This is a genomic window from Micromonospora zhanjiangensis, from assembly GCF_042650605.1.
GTDB classification, from domain to species: domain Bacteria; phylum Actinomycetota; class Actinomycetes; order Mycobacteriales; family Micromonosporaceae; genus Micromonospora_J; species Micromonospora_J zhanjiangensis.
Window position 1 is genome coordinate 216,798 of sequence record NZ_JBHSBN010000002.1, and the last position, 17,798, is coordinate 234,595.

15 protein-coding genes are annotated in these 17,798 nt (G+C 72.1%); 12 read left to right on the forward strand and 3 right to left on the reverse strand.

Features of this window, described 5'->3' with window-relative positions:
• Positions 1-126: 126 nt before the first annotated feature.
• The 5 genes from pyrH to ACFOX0_RS04125 all read left to right on the forward strand — a co-directional run bounded on the left by pyrH (position 127) and on the right by ACFOX0_RS04125 (position 5,534).
• Positions 127-894: a UMP kinase gene (gene pyrH, locus ACFOX0_RS04105; protein ID WP_377542120.1), complete on the forward strand. Its 768-nt coding sequence runs from the start codon at positions 127-129 to the stop codon at positions 892-894.
• 62 nt (positions 895-956) lie between these two features.
• A complete protein-coding gene (gene frr / locus ACFOX0_RS04110) occupies positions 957-1,514 on the forward strand; it encodes a ribosome recycling factor (protein WP_377542121.1) in 558 nt (185 codons plus the stop codon).
• Positions 1,514-2,761 (forward strand): phosphatidate cytidylyltransferase, encoded by a 1,248-nt coding sequence (locus tag ACFOX0_RS04115; RefSeq protein ID WP_377542122.1) that lies wholly within the window; start codon positions 1,514-1,516, stop codon positions 2,759-2,761. The genes frr and ACFOX0_RS04115 overlap by 1 nt, the downstream gene beginning before the upstream one ends.
• Positions 2,762-2,863: 102 nt before the next feature.
• A complete protein-coding gene (gene rlmN, locus ACFOX0_RS04120; protein ID WP_377542123.1) occupies positions 2,864-4,000 on the forward strand; it encodes a 23S rRNA (adenine(2503)-C(2))-methyltransferase RlmN in 1,137 nt (378 codons plus the stop codon).
• Between the two features lie 172 nt (positions 4,001-4,172).
• Positions 4,173-5,534, forward strand: a complete 1,362-nt coding sequence (locus ACFOX0_RS04125; RefSeq protein WP_377542124.1) for a DivIVA domain-containing protein — start codon at positions 4,173-4,175, stop codon at positions 5,532-5,534.
• Positions 5,535-5,616: 82 nt separating this feature from the next.
• Here ACFOX0_RS04125 and ACFOX0_RS04130 read toward each other — a convergent pair whose 3' ends face one another.
• Positions 5,617-5,838 (reverse strand): DUF2631 domain-containing protein, encoded by a 222-nt coding sequence (locus ACFOX0_RS04130; protein WP_377542126.1) that lies wholly within the window; start codon positions 5,836-5,838, stop codon positions 5,617-5,619.
• Between the two features lie 198 nt (positions 5,839-6,036).
• Here ACFOX0_RS04130 and ACFOX0_RS04135 point away from each other — a divergent pair, with 198 nt between their 5' ends.
• Entirely contained in the window at positions 6,037-7,632 is a 1,596-nt protein-coding gene (locus tag ACFOX0_RS04135; protein ID WP_377542517.1) for a Rieske 2Fe-2S domain-containing protein, read from the forward strand.
• 75 nt (positions 7,633-7,707) lie between these two features.
• Here ACFOX0_RS04135 and ACFOX0_RS04140 read toward each other — a convergent pair whose 3' ends face one another.
• Positions 7,708-9,309, reverse strand: coding sequence for a phytoene desaturase family protein (locus tag ACFOX0_RS04140; RefSeq protein WP_377542127.1), 1,602 nt, complete (start codon positions 9,307-9,309; stop codon positions 7,708-7,710).
• An 11-nt stretch (positions 9,310-9,320) separates the two neighbouring features.
• Positions 9,321-10,121, reverse strand: coding sequence for a TetR/AcrR family transcriptional regulator (locus ACFOX0_RS04145; protein WP_377542128.1), 801 nt, complete (start codon positions 10,119-10,121; stop codon positions 9,321-9,323).
• A gap of 133 nt (positions 10,122-10,254) precedes the next feature.
• Here ACFOX0_RS04145 and ACFOX0_RS04150 point away from each other — a divergent pair, with 133 nt between their 5' ends.
• The 6 genes from ACFOX0_RS04150 to ispG all read left to right on the forward strand — a co-directional run bounded on the left by ACFOX0_RS04150 (position 10,255) and on the right by ispG (position 17,678).
• Positions 10,255-12,480, forward strand: coding sequence for an MMPL family transporter (locus tag ACFOX0_RS04150; protein ID WP_377542129.1), 2,226 nt, complete (start codon positions 10,255-10,257; stop codon positions 12,478-12,480).
• Positions 12,481-12,617: 137 nt separating this feature from the next.
• Complete coding sequence (locus ACFOX0_RS04155; RefSeq protein WP_377542130.1) at positions 12,618-13,163, forward strand: GNAT family N-acetyltransferase; 546 nt, start codon at positions 12,618-12,620, stop codon at positions 13,161-13,163.
• Positions 13,164-13,281: 118 nt separating this feature from the next.
• Positions 13,282-13,950 carry a Uma2 family endonuclease gene (locus tag ACFOX0_RS04160; RefSeq protein WP_377542132.1) on the forward strand — a complete coding sequence of 223 codons (669 nt, stop codon included), beginning with the start codon at positions 13,282-13,284 and terminating at the stop codon, positions 13,948-13,950.
• Between the two features lie 88 nt (positions 13,951-14,038).
• The gene (gene dxr, locus ACFOX0_RS04165; RefSeq protein ID WP_377542133.1) at positions 14,039-15,250 is read left to right on the forward strand and encodes a 1-deoxy-D-xylulose-5-phosphate reductoisomerase; all 1,212 of its coding nucleotides are present in this window, start codon (positions 14,039-14,041) and stop codon (positions 15,248-15,250) included.
• Positions 15,250-16,497 carry a M50 family metallopeptidase gene (locus tag ACFOX0_RS04170; RefSeq protein ID WP_377542135.1) on the forward strand — a complete coding sequence of 416 codons (1,248 nt, stop codon included), beginning with the start codon at positions 15,250-15,252 and terminating at the stop codon, positions 16,495-16,497. Before dxr ends, ACFOX0_RS04170 begins: the two co-directional genes overlap by 1 nt.
• Positions 16,498-16,505: 8 nt before the next feature.
• Positions 16,506-17,678 (forward strand): flavodoxin-dependent (E)-4-hydroxy-3-methylbut-2-enyl-diphosphate synthase, encoded by a 1,173-nt coding sequence (gene ispG, locus ACFOX0_RS04175; RefSeq protein WP_377542136.1) that lies wholly within the window; start codon positions 16,506-16,508, stop codon positions 17,676-17,678.
• Positions 17,679-17,798: the final 120 nt, after the last annotated feature.

Genomic DNA, 17,798 nt, shown 5'->3' on the forward strand with positions numbered 1-17,798 from the left:
GGGCGGACAGGGGAGGAGGCCGTGGGTGTACGTGACAGGCACCGCGGCCTCCTCGTCACATAGGGTCAGCAGCGGCACGTTGGCACTCGGCACGGCGGGTTGCGCCCGCGGAGGGAGATGCGGTCGATGACGCAGGTTGTGAGTGACCGGAGCCTGGCGGCGGACGATCCGACGGCGCCGCCGCCCGGGCGGTCCCGCCGGGTGGTGCTGAAGCTGTCCGGTGAGGTCTTCGGCGGCGGCGCGGTCGGCGTCGACCCGGACGTGGTGCAGGCGATCGCCCGCCAGATCGCGACGGTGGCCCGGCGGGGCGTGCAGGTCTCCGTGGTGGTGGGCGGCGGCAACTTCTTCCGCGGCGTCGAGTTACAGAAGCGCGGGATGGACCGGGCCCGGGCCGACTACATGGGCATGCTCGGCACGGTGATGAACTGCCTCGCCCTGCAGGACTTCCTGGAGAAGGAGAGCGTCGAGACCCGGGTGCAGAGCGCGATCACGATGGCCCAGGTCGCCGAGCCGTACATCCCGCTGCGGGCCATCCGGCACCTGGAGAAGGGCCGGGTCGTGATCTTCGGTGCCGGCGCCGGTATGCCGTACTTCTCCACCGACACCGTCGCGGCCCAGCGCGCGCTGGAGATCCGCGCCGACGTCGTCCTGATGAGCAAGAACGGGGTGGACGGCGTCTACACCGCCGACCCCCGCACCGATCCGACCGCGAGCAAGATCGACTCGATCACCTTCGCCGAGGTGCTGCAGCGCGGTCTGCGGGTGGCGGACCACGCCGCCTTCAGCCTGTGCATGGACAACGACCTGCCGATGCTGGTGTTCGGCGCGCAGGGCGAGGACACCATCGTGCGCGCCGTCGGCGGCGACCGAATCGGGACATTGATCACGACGTGAGTCACGGGCCCCGACCAGGGCTCCCATATCGACAAGATGTTCCAAAGGAGGCGACGGACCAGGTGATCGACGACACACTCCTCGAGGCCGAGGAGAAGATGGAGCGCGCTGTCGAGCACGCCAAGGAGGAGTTCGGGGCTATCCGCACCGGGCGGGCCAACCCGGCGATGTTCTCCAAGGTCATGATCGACTACTACGGCACCCCCACCCCGATGACCCAGATGGCCTCGATCGCGATCCCGGAGCCCCGGATGGCGATCATCAAGCCGTACGACGCCTCGCAGATCCAGGCGATGGAGCGGGCCATCCGCGACTCGGACCTGGGGGTCAACCCGAACAACGAGGGCACCCAGCTTCGCATCCTGCTGCCGCAGATGACGGAGGAGCGGCGTCGCGACATGATCAAGGTGGCCCGGGGCAAGGGCGAGGACGCCAAGGTCGCCATCCGGAACGTCCGGCGGCGGGCCAAGGAGGAACTCGACCGGATCGTCAAGGACGGCGAGGCGGGTGAGGACGACGGGCGGCGGGCCGAGAAGGAACTGGACGACCTGACGCACCGGTACGTGACCCACGTCGACGAGCTGATCAAGCACAAGGAAACAGAACTGCTCGAGGTGTGATGTCCTACCTCGACCCCCACGGCAGCGCCGAGCCTCGCGGCTGGGAGCGCGGTGACCCAGGCGGTCCGCGCTGGCCGGACGAGGAGGACGAGTCTCGGGCGCGGCACGCCGGTGCCGCGCCCGAGACCTATGCCGACTACTCCGGCTACCCGTCCGCGCCCCCGTTCGGGGAGGACGACACCGCCTGGGCCGGCGGGGCGCCGGCGTACCTGCGGGCCGAGGACGACACATCCGTCGTCCCGCGCCTCGACGACGACACCTCCGCCATCCCGCGGATCGACGACGGCGCCGCGGCGTACCCGGATCGCGTGCCCGCGCCCGGAACCGGTCCGCGGCCGTCGGCGGCTGCGACGTCGGTGGACGACGAACCCCCGCCCGGGCGGCGCCCGCCAGGCCGGCGCCGCGCCGGTCGGGACGGCAAGCCGGTACGCGCCAGCCGGGCCGGCCGCAATCTGCCCGCCGCCATCGGTGTCGGGCTGGCCCTCGGCGCGGTCATCGTGCTGTCGCTGTTCCTCTACCGGCCGGCGTTCCTGCTCGTGGTGGCGGTGGCCGCCGGGGTGGGCATCTGGGAAATGGTCCGGGCGGTCCGCACCGGCTCCGACGCGCGGCCACCCCTGGTGCCGTTGCTGGTCGGTGGGATCCTGACGATCGGGCTGGCCTGGTGGGCCGGACCCGACGCGCTCACCCTCGGCCTGCTGGTCACGCTGCTGGCCACGGCGGTCTGGCGGCTCGGCGACGGCCCGCGCGGGCTCGCCCGGGACATGACGGCGTCCGCGCTGATCGCGGTCTACGTACCGTTCCTCGGCGGTTTCGCCGCGATGCTGGCCGAACCGGCCGACGGCGACCTGCGGGTGCTGGTCACCCTCGCCGCGGTGGTGCTCTCGGACACCGGCGGGTACGCCGCCGGGGTCTGGTTGGGCCGGCATCCGATGGCCCCCTCGATCAGCCCGAAGAAGTCCTGGGAGGGGTTCGGCGGGTCGGTGCTGGCAGCGGCGCTCGGCGGGGCGATCCTGCTCTGGACGCTGCTCGACGTCGCGCCGTGGTGGGGCGCCGTGTTCGGGCTCACCATCTCGGTCGCGGCGGTGCTCGGCGACCTCGGTGAATCCATGATCAAGAGGGATCTCGGCATCAAGGACATGAGCAATCTGTTGCCGGGGCACGGCGGGCTGATGGACCGGCTCGACTCGATCCTGTTCGCGGTGCCGGCGGCCTATCTGCTCCTGGCCGTGTTCGCCCCGACGAGTTGAGGCAGCGGTGACGGTTTTGTCTGATGCGGACCGCCGTCGCGGTCCGGCTGCGCACCCTCGGTCCGGCACGCGGTCACCGGGGCGTGGGAGACTGGACAGGCCATGACGACCCTGCCCATGATCCCCATCAGTCCGGACGGGACCATCGGTGGCGCCGGCTCCCGCCGCGCCGCGATGCCGCCCCGTCACCTCGCCGACCTCGACCTGGCCGGCCGACAGGCGCTCGTCGCCGAGCTCGGCGAGCCCGGGTTCCGGGCCAAGCAGATCTCGACCCATTACTTCGGTCGGCTGGTCCGTGACCCGGCACAGATGACGGATCTGCCCGCCGCGACCCGCGAGCGGCTGGCCGACGCGTTGCTGCCCCGCCTGCTCACGCCGGTTCGGGAGATGTCCTGTGACGACGGCGCCACCCGTAAGGCGCTGTGGCGGCTGCACGACGGCTCGCTGGTCGAGAGCGTGCTGATGGGCTACCAGGACCGGGTGACCGTCTGCATCTCCAGCCAGGCCGGCTGCGGGATGGCCTGTCCGTTCTGTGCCACCGGTCAGGCCGGGCTGACCCGCAACCTGTCCACCGCCGAGATCCTCGACCAGGCGGTCTACCTCGCCGGTGTGGCCGCCTCCGGGGCCGTCGCGGGCTCACCCGCCCGGTTGTCGCACGTGGTCTTCATGGGCATGGGGGAGCCGCTGGCCAACTACGCCAGGGTGGTCGCCGCGGTGCGCCGGCTCTGCGCTCCGGCCCCGGAGGGGCTGGGGCTGTCCCAGCGGCACATCACCGTCTCCACGGTCGGTCTGGTGCCGGCGATGCGCAGGTTGGCGGAGGAAGACCTGTCGGTAACCCTTGCGTTGTCGCTGCATGCGCCCGACGATGAGCTTCGCGACGAACTCGTGCCGGTGAACCAGCGCTGGAAGGTGGCCGAGGTGCTGGATGCGGCCTGGGCCTACGCGAGCCGGACGGGGCGGCGGGTGTCTATCGAATACGCGATGATCAGGGATGTGAACGACCAGCCGTGGCGGGCGGATCTGCTGGGTCGGCTCCTCGCCGGCCGGCTCGCGCACGTGAACCTCATCCCGCTCAACCCCACCCCGGGCAGCCGGTGGGACGCCAGCCCGAAGCCGGTCGAACGCGAGTTCGTACGGAGGCTGCGGGCGGCGGGCGTCTCGACTACAGTCCGTGACACCCGTGGTCAGGAGATCGACGGTGCGTGCGGCCAACTGGCCGCCACGGAGGTGGAGCGGTGAACGGGACCGCCGGTCAGCTGGCCGGGAGCGCGAACGGCGGTTCGGTGGACGTACGGAACGGGTGGAGAACGCCGGCCCGGAAGACGGGTTCGGCGTGCGGGCGCGTGGAGCGATCGGTACGGGGCGACGGCGTCGGTCAGCCGGGTGACGAGCGAACGAACCAGGAGAAATAGTGGCGAGTCAGGGGCAGCGTTTCCGGCGCAAGGCGCTTCGCCGGGGCTACAAGGTCGAAGAGGTGGACGAATTCCTCGACCGGGTCGAGGCCACGCTCGCCGGTGAGCGGGTCGGCGCGCCGGTCGCCTCGCAGGAGGTCCACGAGGTCGTCTTCCGGGTCCGCTTCAACGGCTACGACGAGTGGCAGGTCGACCTGCATCTCGATCGGGTCGAGCGGCAACTCGCCGAGATGGAGGAGCGGGGCGGCTCGGGCCGTCCGCCGGAGGCACGAGGGGCGGACCGCCTCGCCCCGGCCGACCGCTTCGGCCCTCCGGACCGGATGGGCCCCCCCGACGCGATGGGCCTCCCCCCTGGCCGGATGGGTCCCCCCGACCGCATGGGCCCCCCTGACCGCATGGGTCCGCCGGATCGGATGGGTCCGCCGGATCGGATGGGTCCGCCGGATCGGATGGGTCCGCCGGATCGGATGGGTCCGCCGGATCGGATGGGTCCGCCGGATCGGATGGGTCCGCCGGATCGGATGGGTCCCCCGGATCGGATGGGTCCCCCGGATCGGATGGGTCCCCCGGACCGGTTCGGTCCGCCGGACCGGATGGGGGCACCCGACCCGACGGGCATGCCGCCCGGCCGGACGGGACCGCCGGACCGGTTCGGTCCGCCGGATCGCTTCGGTCCGCCGGACCGGTTCGGACCGCCGGACCGGGACACCCGGGGTGGCCCCGCGCTGCCGCCGCGCCCCGCGCCGGCGCAGCCCGGCCCGGCCGCGGACCGGTACAACGAGTACGACGAGCCGACCGGTGGCTTCGGCGGCGGCTACGACGCGCCCCGTGGTGGTGGCTTCGACGGTCCGCGCGGCCCCGGGGGACGGGGTCCGGGCGCACCGGCGGGACCGCGCGGGGCGGGCGGCTTCGAGCCGGACGACCGGTTCGACGGGTTCGACACGGGCCGGCGCGGAAAGATGGACATGACCGCCGAGATCCGGCTGCCCGACCGTGATCCGCGCCCGACCGGGCGTGGCCCGGCCGGCCCGCCGCCGGTGGGACCGCCCCCGATGGGCCCACCGCCGATGGGCGGTCCGCCGAGGCAGGGTCCGGCGATGGGCGGAGCGGGCGGGGACATGCAGCGGGTGGACGAGATCCGCCGGTCGTTCCAGGTCCGCCGGTTCGGCAGCGGGTACGACCCCGACCTGGTCGACCGCATGTTCGACGACATCCTGTCGAGCATGTCCGGCCGTGGTCCGCTGCCGGTCGGCCCGGCCGAGTTGGACGCGCCGCAGTTCCCGCTGGTGCCCGGTGGCTACTTCGAGGCCGAGGTGGACGCCGCCCTCAAGGAGGTCAAGGACATCCTGTTCCGGCGCTGAACCGGACCGGAACGTTCGACGAGGGCCCCCCGGAGTCGTACCGGGTGGGCCCTCGTCGGTTGTCGGGCGTGCGTCGCGGTCGTCAGGACCGGAGGCCGTTGCGGCGCAGGATCACATCTCCGATGACGATGACCAGCAACGCCACCGCGATGCCGATCAGCCAGATGTTCTCGACGTTGCCCCGGTGGTTGCCGCACAGCATCAGCAGCAGCATCCCCGCGGAGACGACGGCGCCGATCCGGCCCGCCTTGCGGTGTCCCGGCTTGTGTTGGTCCGGGGACGTTACCGGCTCGCTTCCTGCCACTTTCGGTCCTTCCCTCCTGAAGCGGATCTCCGGTTAGTCTGGCACGCCCGGTTGTCCCGGCGGTGCGCGGTCTCCGACTCGGCCGCCGCCCGGGCCTGGTTCGACGGCCGCAACCCGGCGTCGAGGCGCGGCCCGCCGGGGGCTCCGGTAGCGTTTTGCGATGGGACGACGATTTCGGCGATCGAGGGGGACTGTGTGGTGCGCTTGACCGGTACGGGGCACGCGAGCATGCGGATCGACACCGCGGCGGGCAGCATTCTGTGTGACCCGTGGGTCAATCCGGCCTATTTTGCCTCATGGTTCCCATTCCCGGACAATTCCCAACTGGATTGGGAGACGCTCGGTCAGACCGACTACCTGTACGTCTCCCACCTGCACCGGGACCACTTCGACGCCGCGCACCTCAAGCGGTTCGTCTCGAAAAAGGCCACCGTCCTGCTCCCCGAGTACCCCACCTCGGAGCTGGAGGACGAGCTGCGGGAGTTGGGCTTCACCAGCTTCCTGCGGACGACGACCAACGAGGTGGTCGAGCTGGACGGCGGCCTCAAGGTGATGATCCAGGCGTTGACCAGCCCCACCGACGGCCCGATCGGCGACTCGTCGCTCTGGGTCGAGTACGACGGCGTCCGGGTGCTCAACCAGAACGACGCCCGCCCCACCGATCTGAGCGTCTTCGCGGAGTTGGGCCACGTGCACGCCCACCTGCTGCAGTTCTCCGGCGCCATCTGGTACCCGATGGTCTACGAGCTGCCGAAGGCGGCCAAGACCGCGTTCGGCAAGCAGAAGCGGGACCGCCAGTTCGACCGGACCTGGCGCTACATCGACGACCTGAAGGCGTCGTACGTCTTCCCGATCGCCGGACCGCCGTGCTTCCTGGACGACGAGCTGTGGCAGTTCAACGACATCCACGGCGACGAGGGCAACATCTTCCCCGACCAGTCGGTCTTCCTGGCCGAGTACGCCAAGGTGGGCGGGACGAACGGGGTGGTGCTGCTGCCCGGCAGCGTCGCCGAACTCACCCCGGACGGCTGCGAGACCACGCATCCCACCCCGGTCGACGAGTTCTTCGCGAACAAGGTCGCGCACCTGGAGGAGATGCGGGAGCGCAAGCGGCCGATCATCGAGGCGGAGAAGGCCTCCTGGCGGCACCCCGAGATCGACGTGCTGAAGGAGATGAAGCGCCGGATCGAACCGCTGCTGGACGAGTCCATCTACCTCGCCAAGGGCGTCGGCGGTCCGGTCCGGTTCGACCTGGTGGGCTACGACAACGAGAGCGTCGAGTCCATCGTGGTGGACTTCCCGGGCAAGCAGGTCCGGCCGTACGCGGACGAGAAGGTCCGGTACCGGTTCCGGACCGAGCGGGCGCTGATCGAGCACCTGCTGTTCATCGACGAGGTTGACTGGGTCAACTCGCTCTTCCTGTCCTGCCGGTTCTCGGCGGCCCGGATCGGCCAGTACAACGAGTTCGTCTACGCCTTCTTCAAGTGCCTCTCCGAGGAACGCCTCCAGTACGCCGAGGGCTGGTACGACGAGCACGAGCGGACCACCGACGCCGAGGACATCACGCTCGGCGACTGGACCGTCCAGCGCCGCTGCCCGCACCTGAAGGCGGACCTGAGCCGGTTCGGCATCGTCGACGGCGACCAGTTGACCTGCCAGCTGCACGGCTGGCGGTTCGACCTGACCAGCGGCCGGTGCCTGACCAGCGTGGGCCACAAGATCCGCGCACACAAGGCGGACGCGTCGGCGCCGGAGCAGGCCGCCGTGCCGCAGGAGACGGTCACCGAGCGCTGACCGGCCGCTCGTCCGGCCGGGGGGCGGGCGCCGTGGCCGCGACCGGTGGTCGGTCCGGTGGCGCGGGCGCCGGGACTACGGCCGGCCGAGGTCGGCCAGGATGCGGCGGGCGGCGTTGTGGCCGGCGGCGCCGATGACGCTGCCGGCCGGGTGACAGCCGGCGCTGCCCGCGTACACGCCGGGCACCCCGGTGGCGTACGGCATCCGGTCGGCGAACGACACCGTGTTGTCGACGTGGTGGATGTGCCCGCCGGTGATCCCGAAGTGCGCCTCGATCCCGGGCGGCGGCAGCGGGACCGTGTCGGCCACCAGGTCCGCCGTGCCGGGGGCGTACCGCTCGCAGATGCCCAGCAGGGTGTCCACGTACCCGGGCAGGGCCTGCGCCCAGGTGGTGCCGGCCAGGTCGTACGGCACGGACTGGACGAACAGCGCCGACGAGTGGTGCCCGGCTTCGTCCTGCAACGACGGGTCGACGGTGGTGTGCAGGTACCACTCGATGGTCGGCTCCGCCGGCAGCCGGCCGGCCCGCACGTCGGCCCACATGGCCCGCAGCGCCGCCATCGGCGACTCGCCCCCGGCCGCGCCGTCGACCAGCGACGCCGAGCCGGGCAGCAGGTGGATGGTGGAGCCGAACGGGCTCGGCGCGTCCGCCGGCAGGCAGGAGAACCGGGGCAGCCCGGTCAGCGCCAGGTTGAGCTTGAGCGTGCTGCCGGTGCGCCGGACCGCCGCCATCCGGTCCACCAGCGGGGCCGGCGCCGCGCCGTCGGGCAGCAGGTCCAACAGCCGGTACGGATCACAGGCGCCGAGTACCACGCCGGCCGTGATCTCCCGCCCGTCGGCCAGCACCACGCCGCTCGCGGCGCCACCGTCCAGGGTGACCGCGGCCACCGGCGTACCGCTGGCGATCGTCGCCCCGGCGGACCGGGCGGCGTCGGCGAACGTCGCCGAGACGGTGCCCATGCCGCCCGCGGCGATCATCCAGGTGCCGTCCGAACCGGGCAATCTACACATGTTATGGACGAGAAAGTTGTGCCCGGTGCCCGGGTCGTCCGGTCCGGCGTTCAGGCCGGACAGGCCGTCGGTGACGGCGTACATGGAGACCAGCAACTCGGAGGCGAAGTCGAAGCGGGCCAGGTAGTCGGCGACCGAGCCGGTGACCAGGTCGACGAAGACCTCCCGCAGCGCGGGCCGGACGTACCGCTCGGCGGTGTCCGCCACCGGCAGCGGTTCGGCCAGCCAGGCCGGCGCGAGGTCCTCGCGCAGCGCGGCCAACTCGGCCTGCATCGCGTCGTCGGCCGCGACGTCGGCCGGGGAGAAGAAGGCCGCCATCTGCGCCCGGGTCGCCGCCCGGTCCGACCCGAACAGCAGGTACGGCGAGCCGGGGCCGCCCGGGGTGGGCAGGAAGTAGTGCGGGTCCCGGCGCAGCACCGGGATGTCCACGTCGAGTGTCTTGATCAACTCCGGCGGCATCAGACCGAGCAGGTAAGACCCGGTGGAGTGACGCAGGCCGGGCACGTGTGCGAACGGCCGCTCGGTACGGGTGGCCCCGCCGATCACCTCGGCGGCCTCCAGGACCACGACGTCGAGCCCGGCCCGGGCCAGCAGCACGGCCGAGACCAGTCCGTCGTGCCCGGCGCCGATGATCACGACATCCGCCCGGGTCGGCAGGTCAGTCATGCTCCGGGAGCCTAGTGCGCGACCGGCCCGGCCGGCAGGGTTCCGCGGTCGTGGTCGCCGGTCGGGTCGGGGTCGTGGTCGCCGGTCGGGTCGGGGCGGTCGGCGCCGCCGGTCGGGTCGGGGAAGAACTGGTGCAGGAAGGCGACCAGCTCCGTCTCGAACAGCGCCGCCGGGTCGGTGACCGCCCACTGGACCTGTCCGAAGACCGCCATCGAGACCAGGCCGTGCAGCCGGGTCCAGCCGGTCAGGAAGACGTACGCGACCTCGACCGGCAGGTCGCCGTGGCTGCGCCGGAGCGGTTCGAGGTACGGGTCGAGCCGGTCGGTGAGCAACTCCCGGGGCGGGGTCCGCACCGGCCGGTTGCGCGCCAGTTCGGCCATGGGGCGCAGGAAGACCGCGCCGAACCGGGCGCCGGGGTGATCCGCCGTGCCGCACCCGTCGGCGAACTCGGCGATCCCGGGTACCGGGGGACCGAAGATCAGCGCGTACTCGGCGGGGTGCGCGACCGACCAGCGGCGGAAGGCCCGGGCCATCTCGGCGACCTGGGCGAGCGGATCGTCGCCGGCCGCGTCCCGGGCCGTCTCGACCCGTTCGCGCATCTCGTCGAACAGGTCACCGGCAAGCGCTCCGACCAGCGCCTCCAGGCTGGGGAAGTACCGGTAGATGGCGGGTGCGGTCATGCCCATGTCCCGGGCGATGGCGCGCAGCGAGACGGCCTGCGGGCCGCCGCCGGCCAGCAGCCGGCGGGCGCCGTCCTTGATCTCGGACACCGTCGCCGAACGCAGCCGTTCCCGGCGGTTCGGTGCGGCCATCGACACACCCCCTTGACGCGAGCTAACGCCGTTGCAATAGTAAACGCCGTTAACTCAACTGAACGTAGTCGCAGTTTACGCCGGTACGACGTACGAGGGGCCGGGACCGATGTTCGCGTGGTGGGGTGGCGCGGTGCCGCGCCTGCGGTGGGTGGTGCTGGCGGTGGCGGCGGCCGTCGTCGCGCTGGGGGCGACCTGGGGCACCGGGGTCTTCGGCTCGCTGTCCGGCGGTGGCTTCGCCGACCCCGCGAGCGAGTCCAGCCGGGCCCACGACCGGATCACCGCGGAACTCGGCCAACAGGGGTACGACCTGCTGGTCCTCTACCGGTCCGAGGACGCCACAGTGGACCAGCCGGCGTTCCGTGACCCGGTCACCGCCACCCTCGACCGGCTGCGCGGGCGACCCGCCGTGGCCCAGGTGACCAGCTGGTACGACAGTCCCGTACCGGCCCTGGTCGCCACCGACCGGCACGCCACGTACGCCCTGGTCCGGTTGCGGGGCGCCGACCAGGACGACAAGACGGCCGCCCTCGCCGACCTGCGTCCCGAACTCGACGCGCCCGGCCTGCACACCCGGGTCGGCGGCACCGTCGCCTTCCAGCGCAGTGCCAACGAGCAGACCACCCGGGACATCACCCGGGCCGAGATGTTCTCCCTGCCGGTGCTGCTGGTGCTGCTCGTGCTGATCTTCCGGGGTCTGGTGGCCGCGCTGCTGCCGCTGATCATCGGGGGCTTCGCCATTCTGGGCGCCTTCGTGGCCGTCCGGCTGCTCAGCACGGCGACCGAGGTGTCGATCTTCGCCATCAACGTGATCACCCTGCTCGGGCTGGGCATGGCCGTCGACTACTCGCTCTTCGTGGTGAGCCGGTTCCGTGAGGAGTTGGCCGCCGGCCGGGACGTCCGGTCGGCGCTGGCGCGGACCGTGGCCACGGCCGGTCGCACCGTGCTGGTCTCCGGGCTCACCGTCGCGCTGGCCCTGGCCAGCCTGCTGATCTTCCCGCAGTCCTTCCTCAGCTCACTGGGCTGGGGCGGGATGGCTGCCGTGCTGGTGGCCATGCTCGGCGCGTTGACCGTGCTGCCGGCCGTGCTCGCCGTACTCGGCCGGCGGGTGGACGCGCTGCGGGTGCCCGTACCGTGGCGGCGCCGGACCGGTCGCGGCCCGGCCCGCGGGTCGACCGCGCCCACCGACGACCCGGTGCCCGGCCCGGTGGCGACGGACGGCGCCGGGCGGGCCTGGGCCCGGATCGCGCACAGCGTGATGCGTCGCCCGGTGCGGTACGTGGTCGGCGTGGTCGCCGTGCTGGCGCTGCTGGCCACGCCGTTCCTGCGGGTCACCTTCGGCGGCTTCGACGAGCGGATCCTGCCCGCCGGCACCGAGGCCCGGGTGGTCTCGGACCAGATCCGGGCCGACTTCCCCGGCGGCTCGGTCGGACCCGTCGACGTGCTGGTCTCCGGCGCGCCCGTGGCCCGGGCCGAGGAACTCGCCGGCCGGATCCGCGCCCTGCCCGACGTGGTCGGAGCGCGGGTGACCGCGCACCGCGACGACGCCTCGCTGATCGAGGTCGACTACCCCGGCGAGCCCACCGGGCCGGCCGCCCAGCGGATCGTCCGGGCGATCCGTGACCTGCCGGCCGAACCCGGCGTGCGGGTGCTCGTCGGCGGCCGGACCGCCGCCGACCTCGACCTGCTGGCCAGCCTCGGCGACCGGCTGCCCTGGATGGCGCTGGTGATGGCCGCGGCGACCCTGGTGCTGCTCTTCCTGGCCTTCGGCTCGGTGCTGCTGCCGGTCAAGGCGGTGCTGATGAACCTGATCTCCATCGGCGCGTCGTTCGGGGTGATGGTCTGGGTGTTCCAGGACGGCCACTTCGCCGACCAACTCGGCTTCACCCCGACCGGCTTCATCGAACCGAGCAATCCCATCCTGATGCTCGCCGTGCTGTTCGGGCTGGCCACCGACTACGAGGTGTTCCTGCTCTCCCGGGTGCGCGAGGAGTGGGACCGGACCGGGGACAACACCGCCGCCGTCGCGGCCGGGCTGCAGCACACCGGCCGGATCATCACGGCCGCGGCCACCCTGCTGATCGTGGTGGTGGCCGGCTTCGCCACCGGCGGGATCGCCTTCGTCAAGCTGATCGGCGTCGGCATGATCGTGGCCATCCTGGTGGACGCCACCCTGGTCCGGGCGTTGCTGGTGCCGGCGACCATGCGGCTGCTCGGCCGGTGGAACTGGTGGGCGCCCGGACCGCTGGCCCGGATCCACCGCCGCTTCGGCATCCGGGAGACCGCAGCCGAGGAGCCCGGCCGGCCCGAGCCGGCGACGGCTCAGGCTGGCGCCGGTGCCCCCTCCGGGCTCTCGTAGCGGGTGCCCCGGGCGCCGCGCCAGCCGCCATCCGCTCACCATCCCTCCTCCCTTCCCGCTGCGGCGCCCGGCCACTCCACGGGACGACGCGTTATGGCGTTGCCGACAGGTGGCGACGGTGCCTAGGGTCGCGCGACGTGACCCCCTTCGAAACCGAACGCCTGATCGTCCGGGACTGGACCGAGGAGCCGGCCGACCTGGCCCGGGTCTTCGACATCTACTCGCGGCCGGAGGTGCACCGCTGGCTCGGCGGCGGGACGCGGGTGATGGACGATCCGGCCCTGGCCGTCGAGCGGGTCCGGATCTGGCACGCGCGGAACGCCGGGCACGGCGGCCGGTACGGCACCTGGGCCATCCAGGTCCGGGACACCGGCCGGATCGCCGGCACCCTGCTGCTCAAGCCGTTGCCCGGCCGGGACAAGGGGGTGTTCTCCGATGACATCGAGATCGGCTGGCACCTGCACCCGGACTCCTGGGGCAACGGGTACGCCACCGAGGCGGCCCGGGGCGCCCTGGAGCGGGCCTTCGCCGCCGGGCTGCCCGAGGTCTACGCGGTGGTCTTCCCCGGCAACGAGGCGTCCGTCGCGGTGACCCGCCGGCTCGGCATGACCCCGCTCGGCCCGCGCACCGACTGGTACGGCGGCGAGGAACTGGAAACCTTCGTCCTGCGCCGGCCGTCCTGAGCGGCCCCGGGCCGACCCGGGCGCCGCTGCTGACGGACAGCCGGTGCGATCGTGTCGGTCGCGGGGCTGCGCCGTTAGGCTGAGCACAGCACGATGTCCCGCTGAGGGGGTGAGTCGGATGGCTCAGGCCGCCTACGTGCCCGAGCCGGCGCGGCGTACGGAGCCGTCGTTCGACGTGCTCGGGGAGTTCGACGAGCCGTGGACCGCCCAGCTCGCCCTCGACCTGTTGCCCGAGGCCAACGGCCCCAAGGTCGAGGTGCTGAGCGGGAGCGTGATCGTGACACCACATGCCGGAATCGACCACCAGACGATCGAACTCGACTTCGCCTACCTGCTCAAGCAGGCGGCGAAGCGGGCGAAACTCTGGGTCTACCACGAGGTCAACGTGGTGTCGGGGGACGATCTGTTCATCCCGGACATCGCGGTGTTCCGGCGCTCGGGCGGCGGCCGGGTCTCTCTCGACATCGCCGACGCGGTGCTGCTCGGTGAGATCGTCTCGCCCGGTAACCGGCGCAAGGACGTGATCGACCGGCCCCGCCAGTACGCCGCCGCCGGGGTGCCGTACTTCCTCCGGGTCGACGCCCGCAACCGGGTGCCGGCGGTCGCGCTGTTCGAACTGGTCGACGGGGAGTACCGGCCGGTCGCGGCGGCCGCCGCCGGTGGCACGTTCACCATGACCGAGCCGTTCGCGTTCTCGATCGACCCGGCCGACCTGCTCGACGAGGAGTCACCGACGGCCGATGTCGAGGTCGTACCGGACGGGGACGCCGACCCCGGCGAGCGTTGAGCCGGACCGGGACCGTGGTCGGGCCGGTTCCCGGCCGTGCCGGGAGGCTGCCGGCCGGCTTTTGGACCCGGTGGGGGAGAATGCCCGGGTGAGTTCCCCCCGCGACATCGTCCTGCTCGGTTCGACCGGCTCGATCGGCACCCAGGCGGTCGACATCGCCCGGCGTAACCCGGACCGGTTCCGGGTGGTGGCTCTCGGCGCGGGTGGCGGCAACGTCGAACAGCTTGCCGCCCAGGCGTTGGAACTCGGCGTCGAGGCGGTGGGCGTGGCCCGGGCCTCCGCCGTGCAGGACCTGCAGCTCGCCTTCTACGCCGAGGCGCAGAAGCGGGGCTACGCCACCGGCGACTTCCGGATCCCCAAGATCCTCGCCGGCCCGTCGGCGATGGCGGAGCTGGCCGAGTGGCCGTGCGACGTGGTGCTCAACGGCGTGGTCGGCTCGCTCGGCCTGGCGCCCACGCTGGCCGCGCTGCGCGCCGGTCGTACCCTCGCCTTGGCCAACAAGGAGTCGCTGGTGGCCGGCGGCCCGGTGGTGAAGGCGGCGGTCACGCGGCCGGGGCAGATCGTCCCGGTGGACTCGGAGCACTCGGCGCTGGCCCAGTGCCTGCGCTCCGGCACCCGACCGGAGGTCCGCCGGTTGATCGTCACCGCCAGTGGCGGCCCGTTCCGGGGCCGGCGGCGGGACGAGTTGACCGAGGTCACCCCGGAGCAGGCCCTGGCCCACCCCACCTGGAACATGGGCCCGGTTGTCACGATCAACTCGGCGACCCTGGTCAACAAGGCCCTGGAGGTGATCGAGGCGCACGAGCTGTACGACGTGCCGTACGCCGACATCACCGTGATGGTCCACCCGACCTCCGTGATCCACTCGATGGTCGAGTTCGTGGACGGCTCGACCATCGCCCAGGCCAGCCCGCCGGACATGCGGCTGCCCATCGCCGTCGCGCTGGGCTGGCCGGACCGGGTGCCCGGCGCCGCGCCGGGGGTGGACTGGACGACGAGCCACACCTGGGAGTTCGCCCCGCTGGACGACGCGGCGTTCCCGGCGGTGGCGCTGGCCAAGGCCGCCGGCGAGGCCGGTCGCTGTCGGCCGGCGATCTACAACGCGGCCAACGAGGAGTGCGTGGCCGCGTTCGTGGCCGGTCGGCTGCCGTTCCTCGGCATCGTGGACACGCTGGAGCGGGTGCTCGACGCGGCCCCCGAGTTCACCGAACCAGGTACCGTCGAGGACGTGCTCGCCGCGGAATCCTGGGCGCGCGCCCGCGCTCGGGAGATCATCGGGATGTCGGTGGAAGGAGCTTGATGGCATACCTGCTCGGGGTGGTCCTGTTCGCCCTGGCGATCCTCGTCTCGGTGAGCCTGCACGAGGCCGGTCACATGCTGACCGCCAAGTACTTCGGCATGAAGGTCACCCGCTACTTCGTCGGTTTCGGCCCGACCATCTGGTCGTTCCGGCGCGGCGAGACCGAGTACGGTCTCAAGGCGATCCCGCTCGGCGGGTTCTGCAAGATCGTCGGGATGACCCCGCAGGACGACGACGTGGATCCGGCGGACGAGCCGCGGGTGATGTGGCGTTACCCGGTGTGGAAGCGGACCATCGTGATGGGCGCCGGTGCGGTGACGCACTTCGTCCTGGCGATCGTGGCGCTCTGGTTCGCCGCGATCTTCATGGGCCTGCCGAACCCGAACTTCCCCACCACCGAGGCGCAGTTCCGGGCCGAACCGGCGGTCGTCTCGCTGGCTCCCTGCGTCGTGGTGGAGAACGCCGCCCGGCAGTGCCAGCCGGGTGACCCGGCCAGCCCGGCCGAGCGGGCCGGACTGCGCAACGGCGACCGGATCACCGCCGTCAACGGCGCCCCGGTCGCCAGCTGGGGCGACATGCTCAACGTGGTCCGGGCGACGCCGCCCGGCCCGGCCACCGTCTCGTACGTCCGGGACGGCGCGCCGGGCACCGCCAAGGTCGACCTGGCCGCCGTGCAGCGCCCGCCGCTGGGCAACGCCACGGGCGCGGTCGGTCCGGTGTCGGCGATGGGCGTCGGCCTCGCCGTGCAGAAGCCCACAATGATCAAGTACGGCCCGATCGACGCGTTCGGCGCCACCGGCCGGTTCACCGGCGACATGGCGGTCGGCACGGTGCACGCCATGCAGCGGATCCCCGAGAAGGTGCCGGCGCTCTGGTCGGCCATCACCGGCGAGAAGCGGGACCTCGACACGCCGATCAGCGTGGTCGGCGCGACCCGGCTGGGCGGCGAGGCCGTGCAGAACGACGCCTGGCAGATCTTCGTCATGCTGTTCATCTCGCTGAACTTCTTCATCGGCGTGTTCCAGCTGCTGCCGCTGCTGCCGCTGGACGGCGGGCACATGGCGATAGCCTGGTTCGAGCGGGTCCGCTCCTGGCTCTACGCCCGGATCGGGCGTCCCGACCCGGGCCGCGTCGACTACATGAAACTGATGCCCCTGACCTACGCGGTGATCCTGATCGGTGGCGCCTTCACGCTGCTGACCGTGACCGCCGACGTGGTGAATCCGATCACGCTCTTCTCAAGGTGAGTGCCAACGTGACCGCAGTAAGTCTCGGCATGCCCGCAGTACCGCCGCCGCCGCTCGCGCCCCGGCGCGCCAGCCGCCAGATCATGGTCGGTTCGGTGCCGGTGGGCGGCGGTGCGCCGGTCTCCGTCCAGTCGATGACCACGACCCTGACCGCCGACGTGAACGCCACGCTCCAGCAGATCGCCGAGCTGACCGCGTCCGGCTGCCAGATCGTCCGGGTCGCGGTGCCGTCCCAGGACGACGTGGAGGCGCTCCCGGCGATCGCCAAGAAGTCCCAGATCCCGGTCATCGCCGACATCCACTTCCAGCCGAGGTACGTCTTCGCCGCGATCGACGCGGGCTGTGCGGCGGTCCGGGTCAACCCGGGCAACATCCGCCAGTTCGACGACAAGGTGAAGGAGATCGCCAAGGCGGCCGGCGACGCGGGCGTACCGATCCGGATCGGCGTCAACGCCGGCTCGCTGGACAAGCGACTGCTGGCCAAGTACGGCAAGGCCACCGCCGAGGCACTGGTCGAGTCGGCGCTCTGGGAGTGCTCGCTGTTCGAGGAGCACGGTTTCCGGGACATCAAGATCTCGGTCAAGCACAACGACCCGGTGGTCATGATCCGCGCCTACCGGCAGCTCGCCGAGCGGTGCGACTACCCGCTGCACCTGGGTGTCACCGAGGCCGGCCCGGCGTTCCAGGGCACCGTCAAGTCCGCGGTGGCGTTCGGCGCGCTGCTGGCCGAGGGGATCGGCGACACCATCCGGGTGTCCCTCTCCGCCCCGCCGGTCGAGGAGATCAAGGTCGGCACCGCGATCCTTGAGTCGCTGGGCCTGCGGGAACGCGGTCTGGAGATCGTTTCCTGCCCGTCCTGCGGCCGGGCCCAGGTCGACGTCTACAAGCTGGCCGAGGAGGTCACCGCCGGCCTGGAAGGGCTGCCGGTGCCGCTGCGGGTCGCGGTGATGGGTTGCGTCGTCAACGGGCCGGGCGAGGCCCGGGAGGCCGACCTCGGTGTCGCGTCGGGCAACGGCAAGGGGCAGATCTTCGTCAAGGGTCAGGTCGTCAAGACCGTGCCGGAGGCGCAGATCGTGGAGACCCTGATCGAGGAGGCGCTGCGGATCGCCGACGAGATGGGCGCGGAGCTGCCCGAGGAGCTGCGTGGCCTGGTCCCCGGGGCTTCGGTCAGCGTCCACTGAGTTTGTCATGAGGGGCGGTGGCCCACCGTGCCCGGCTCCGAGCGGTCAGGCTTGATCTCTCCGCCGGGCACGGTGGGCCACCGCTGCCGTGTCTCGCGGCCGTCCCGCACCGGGGACGGC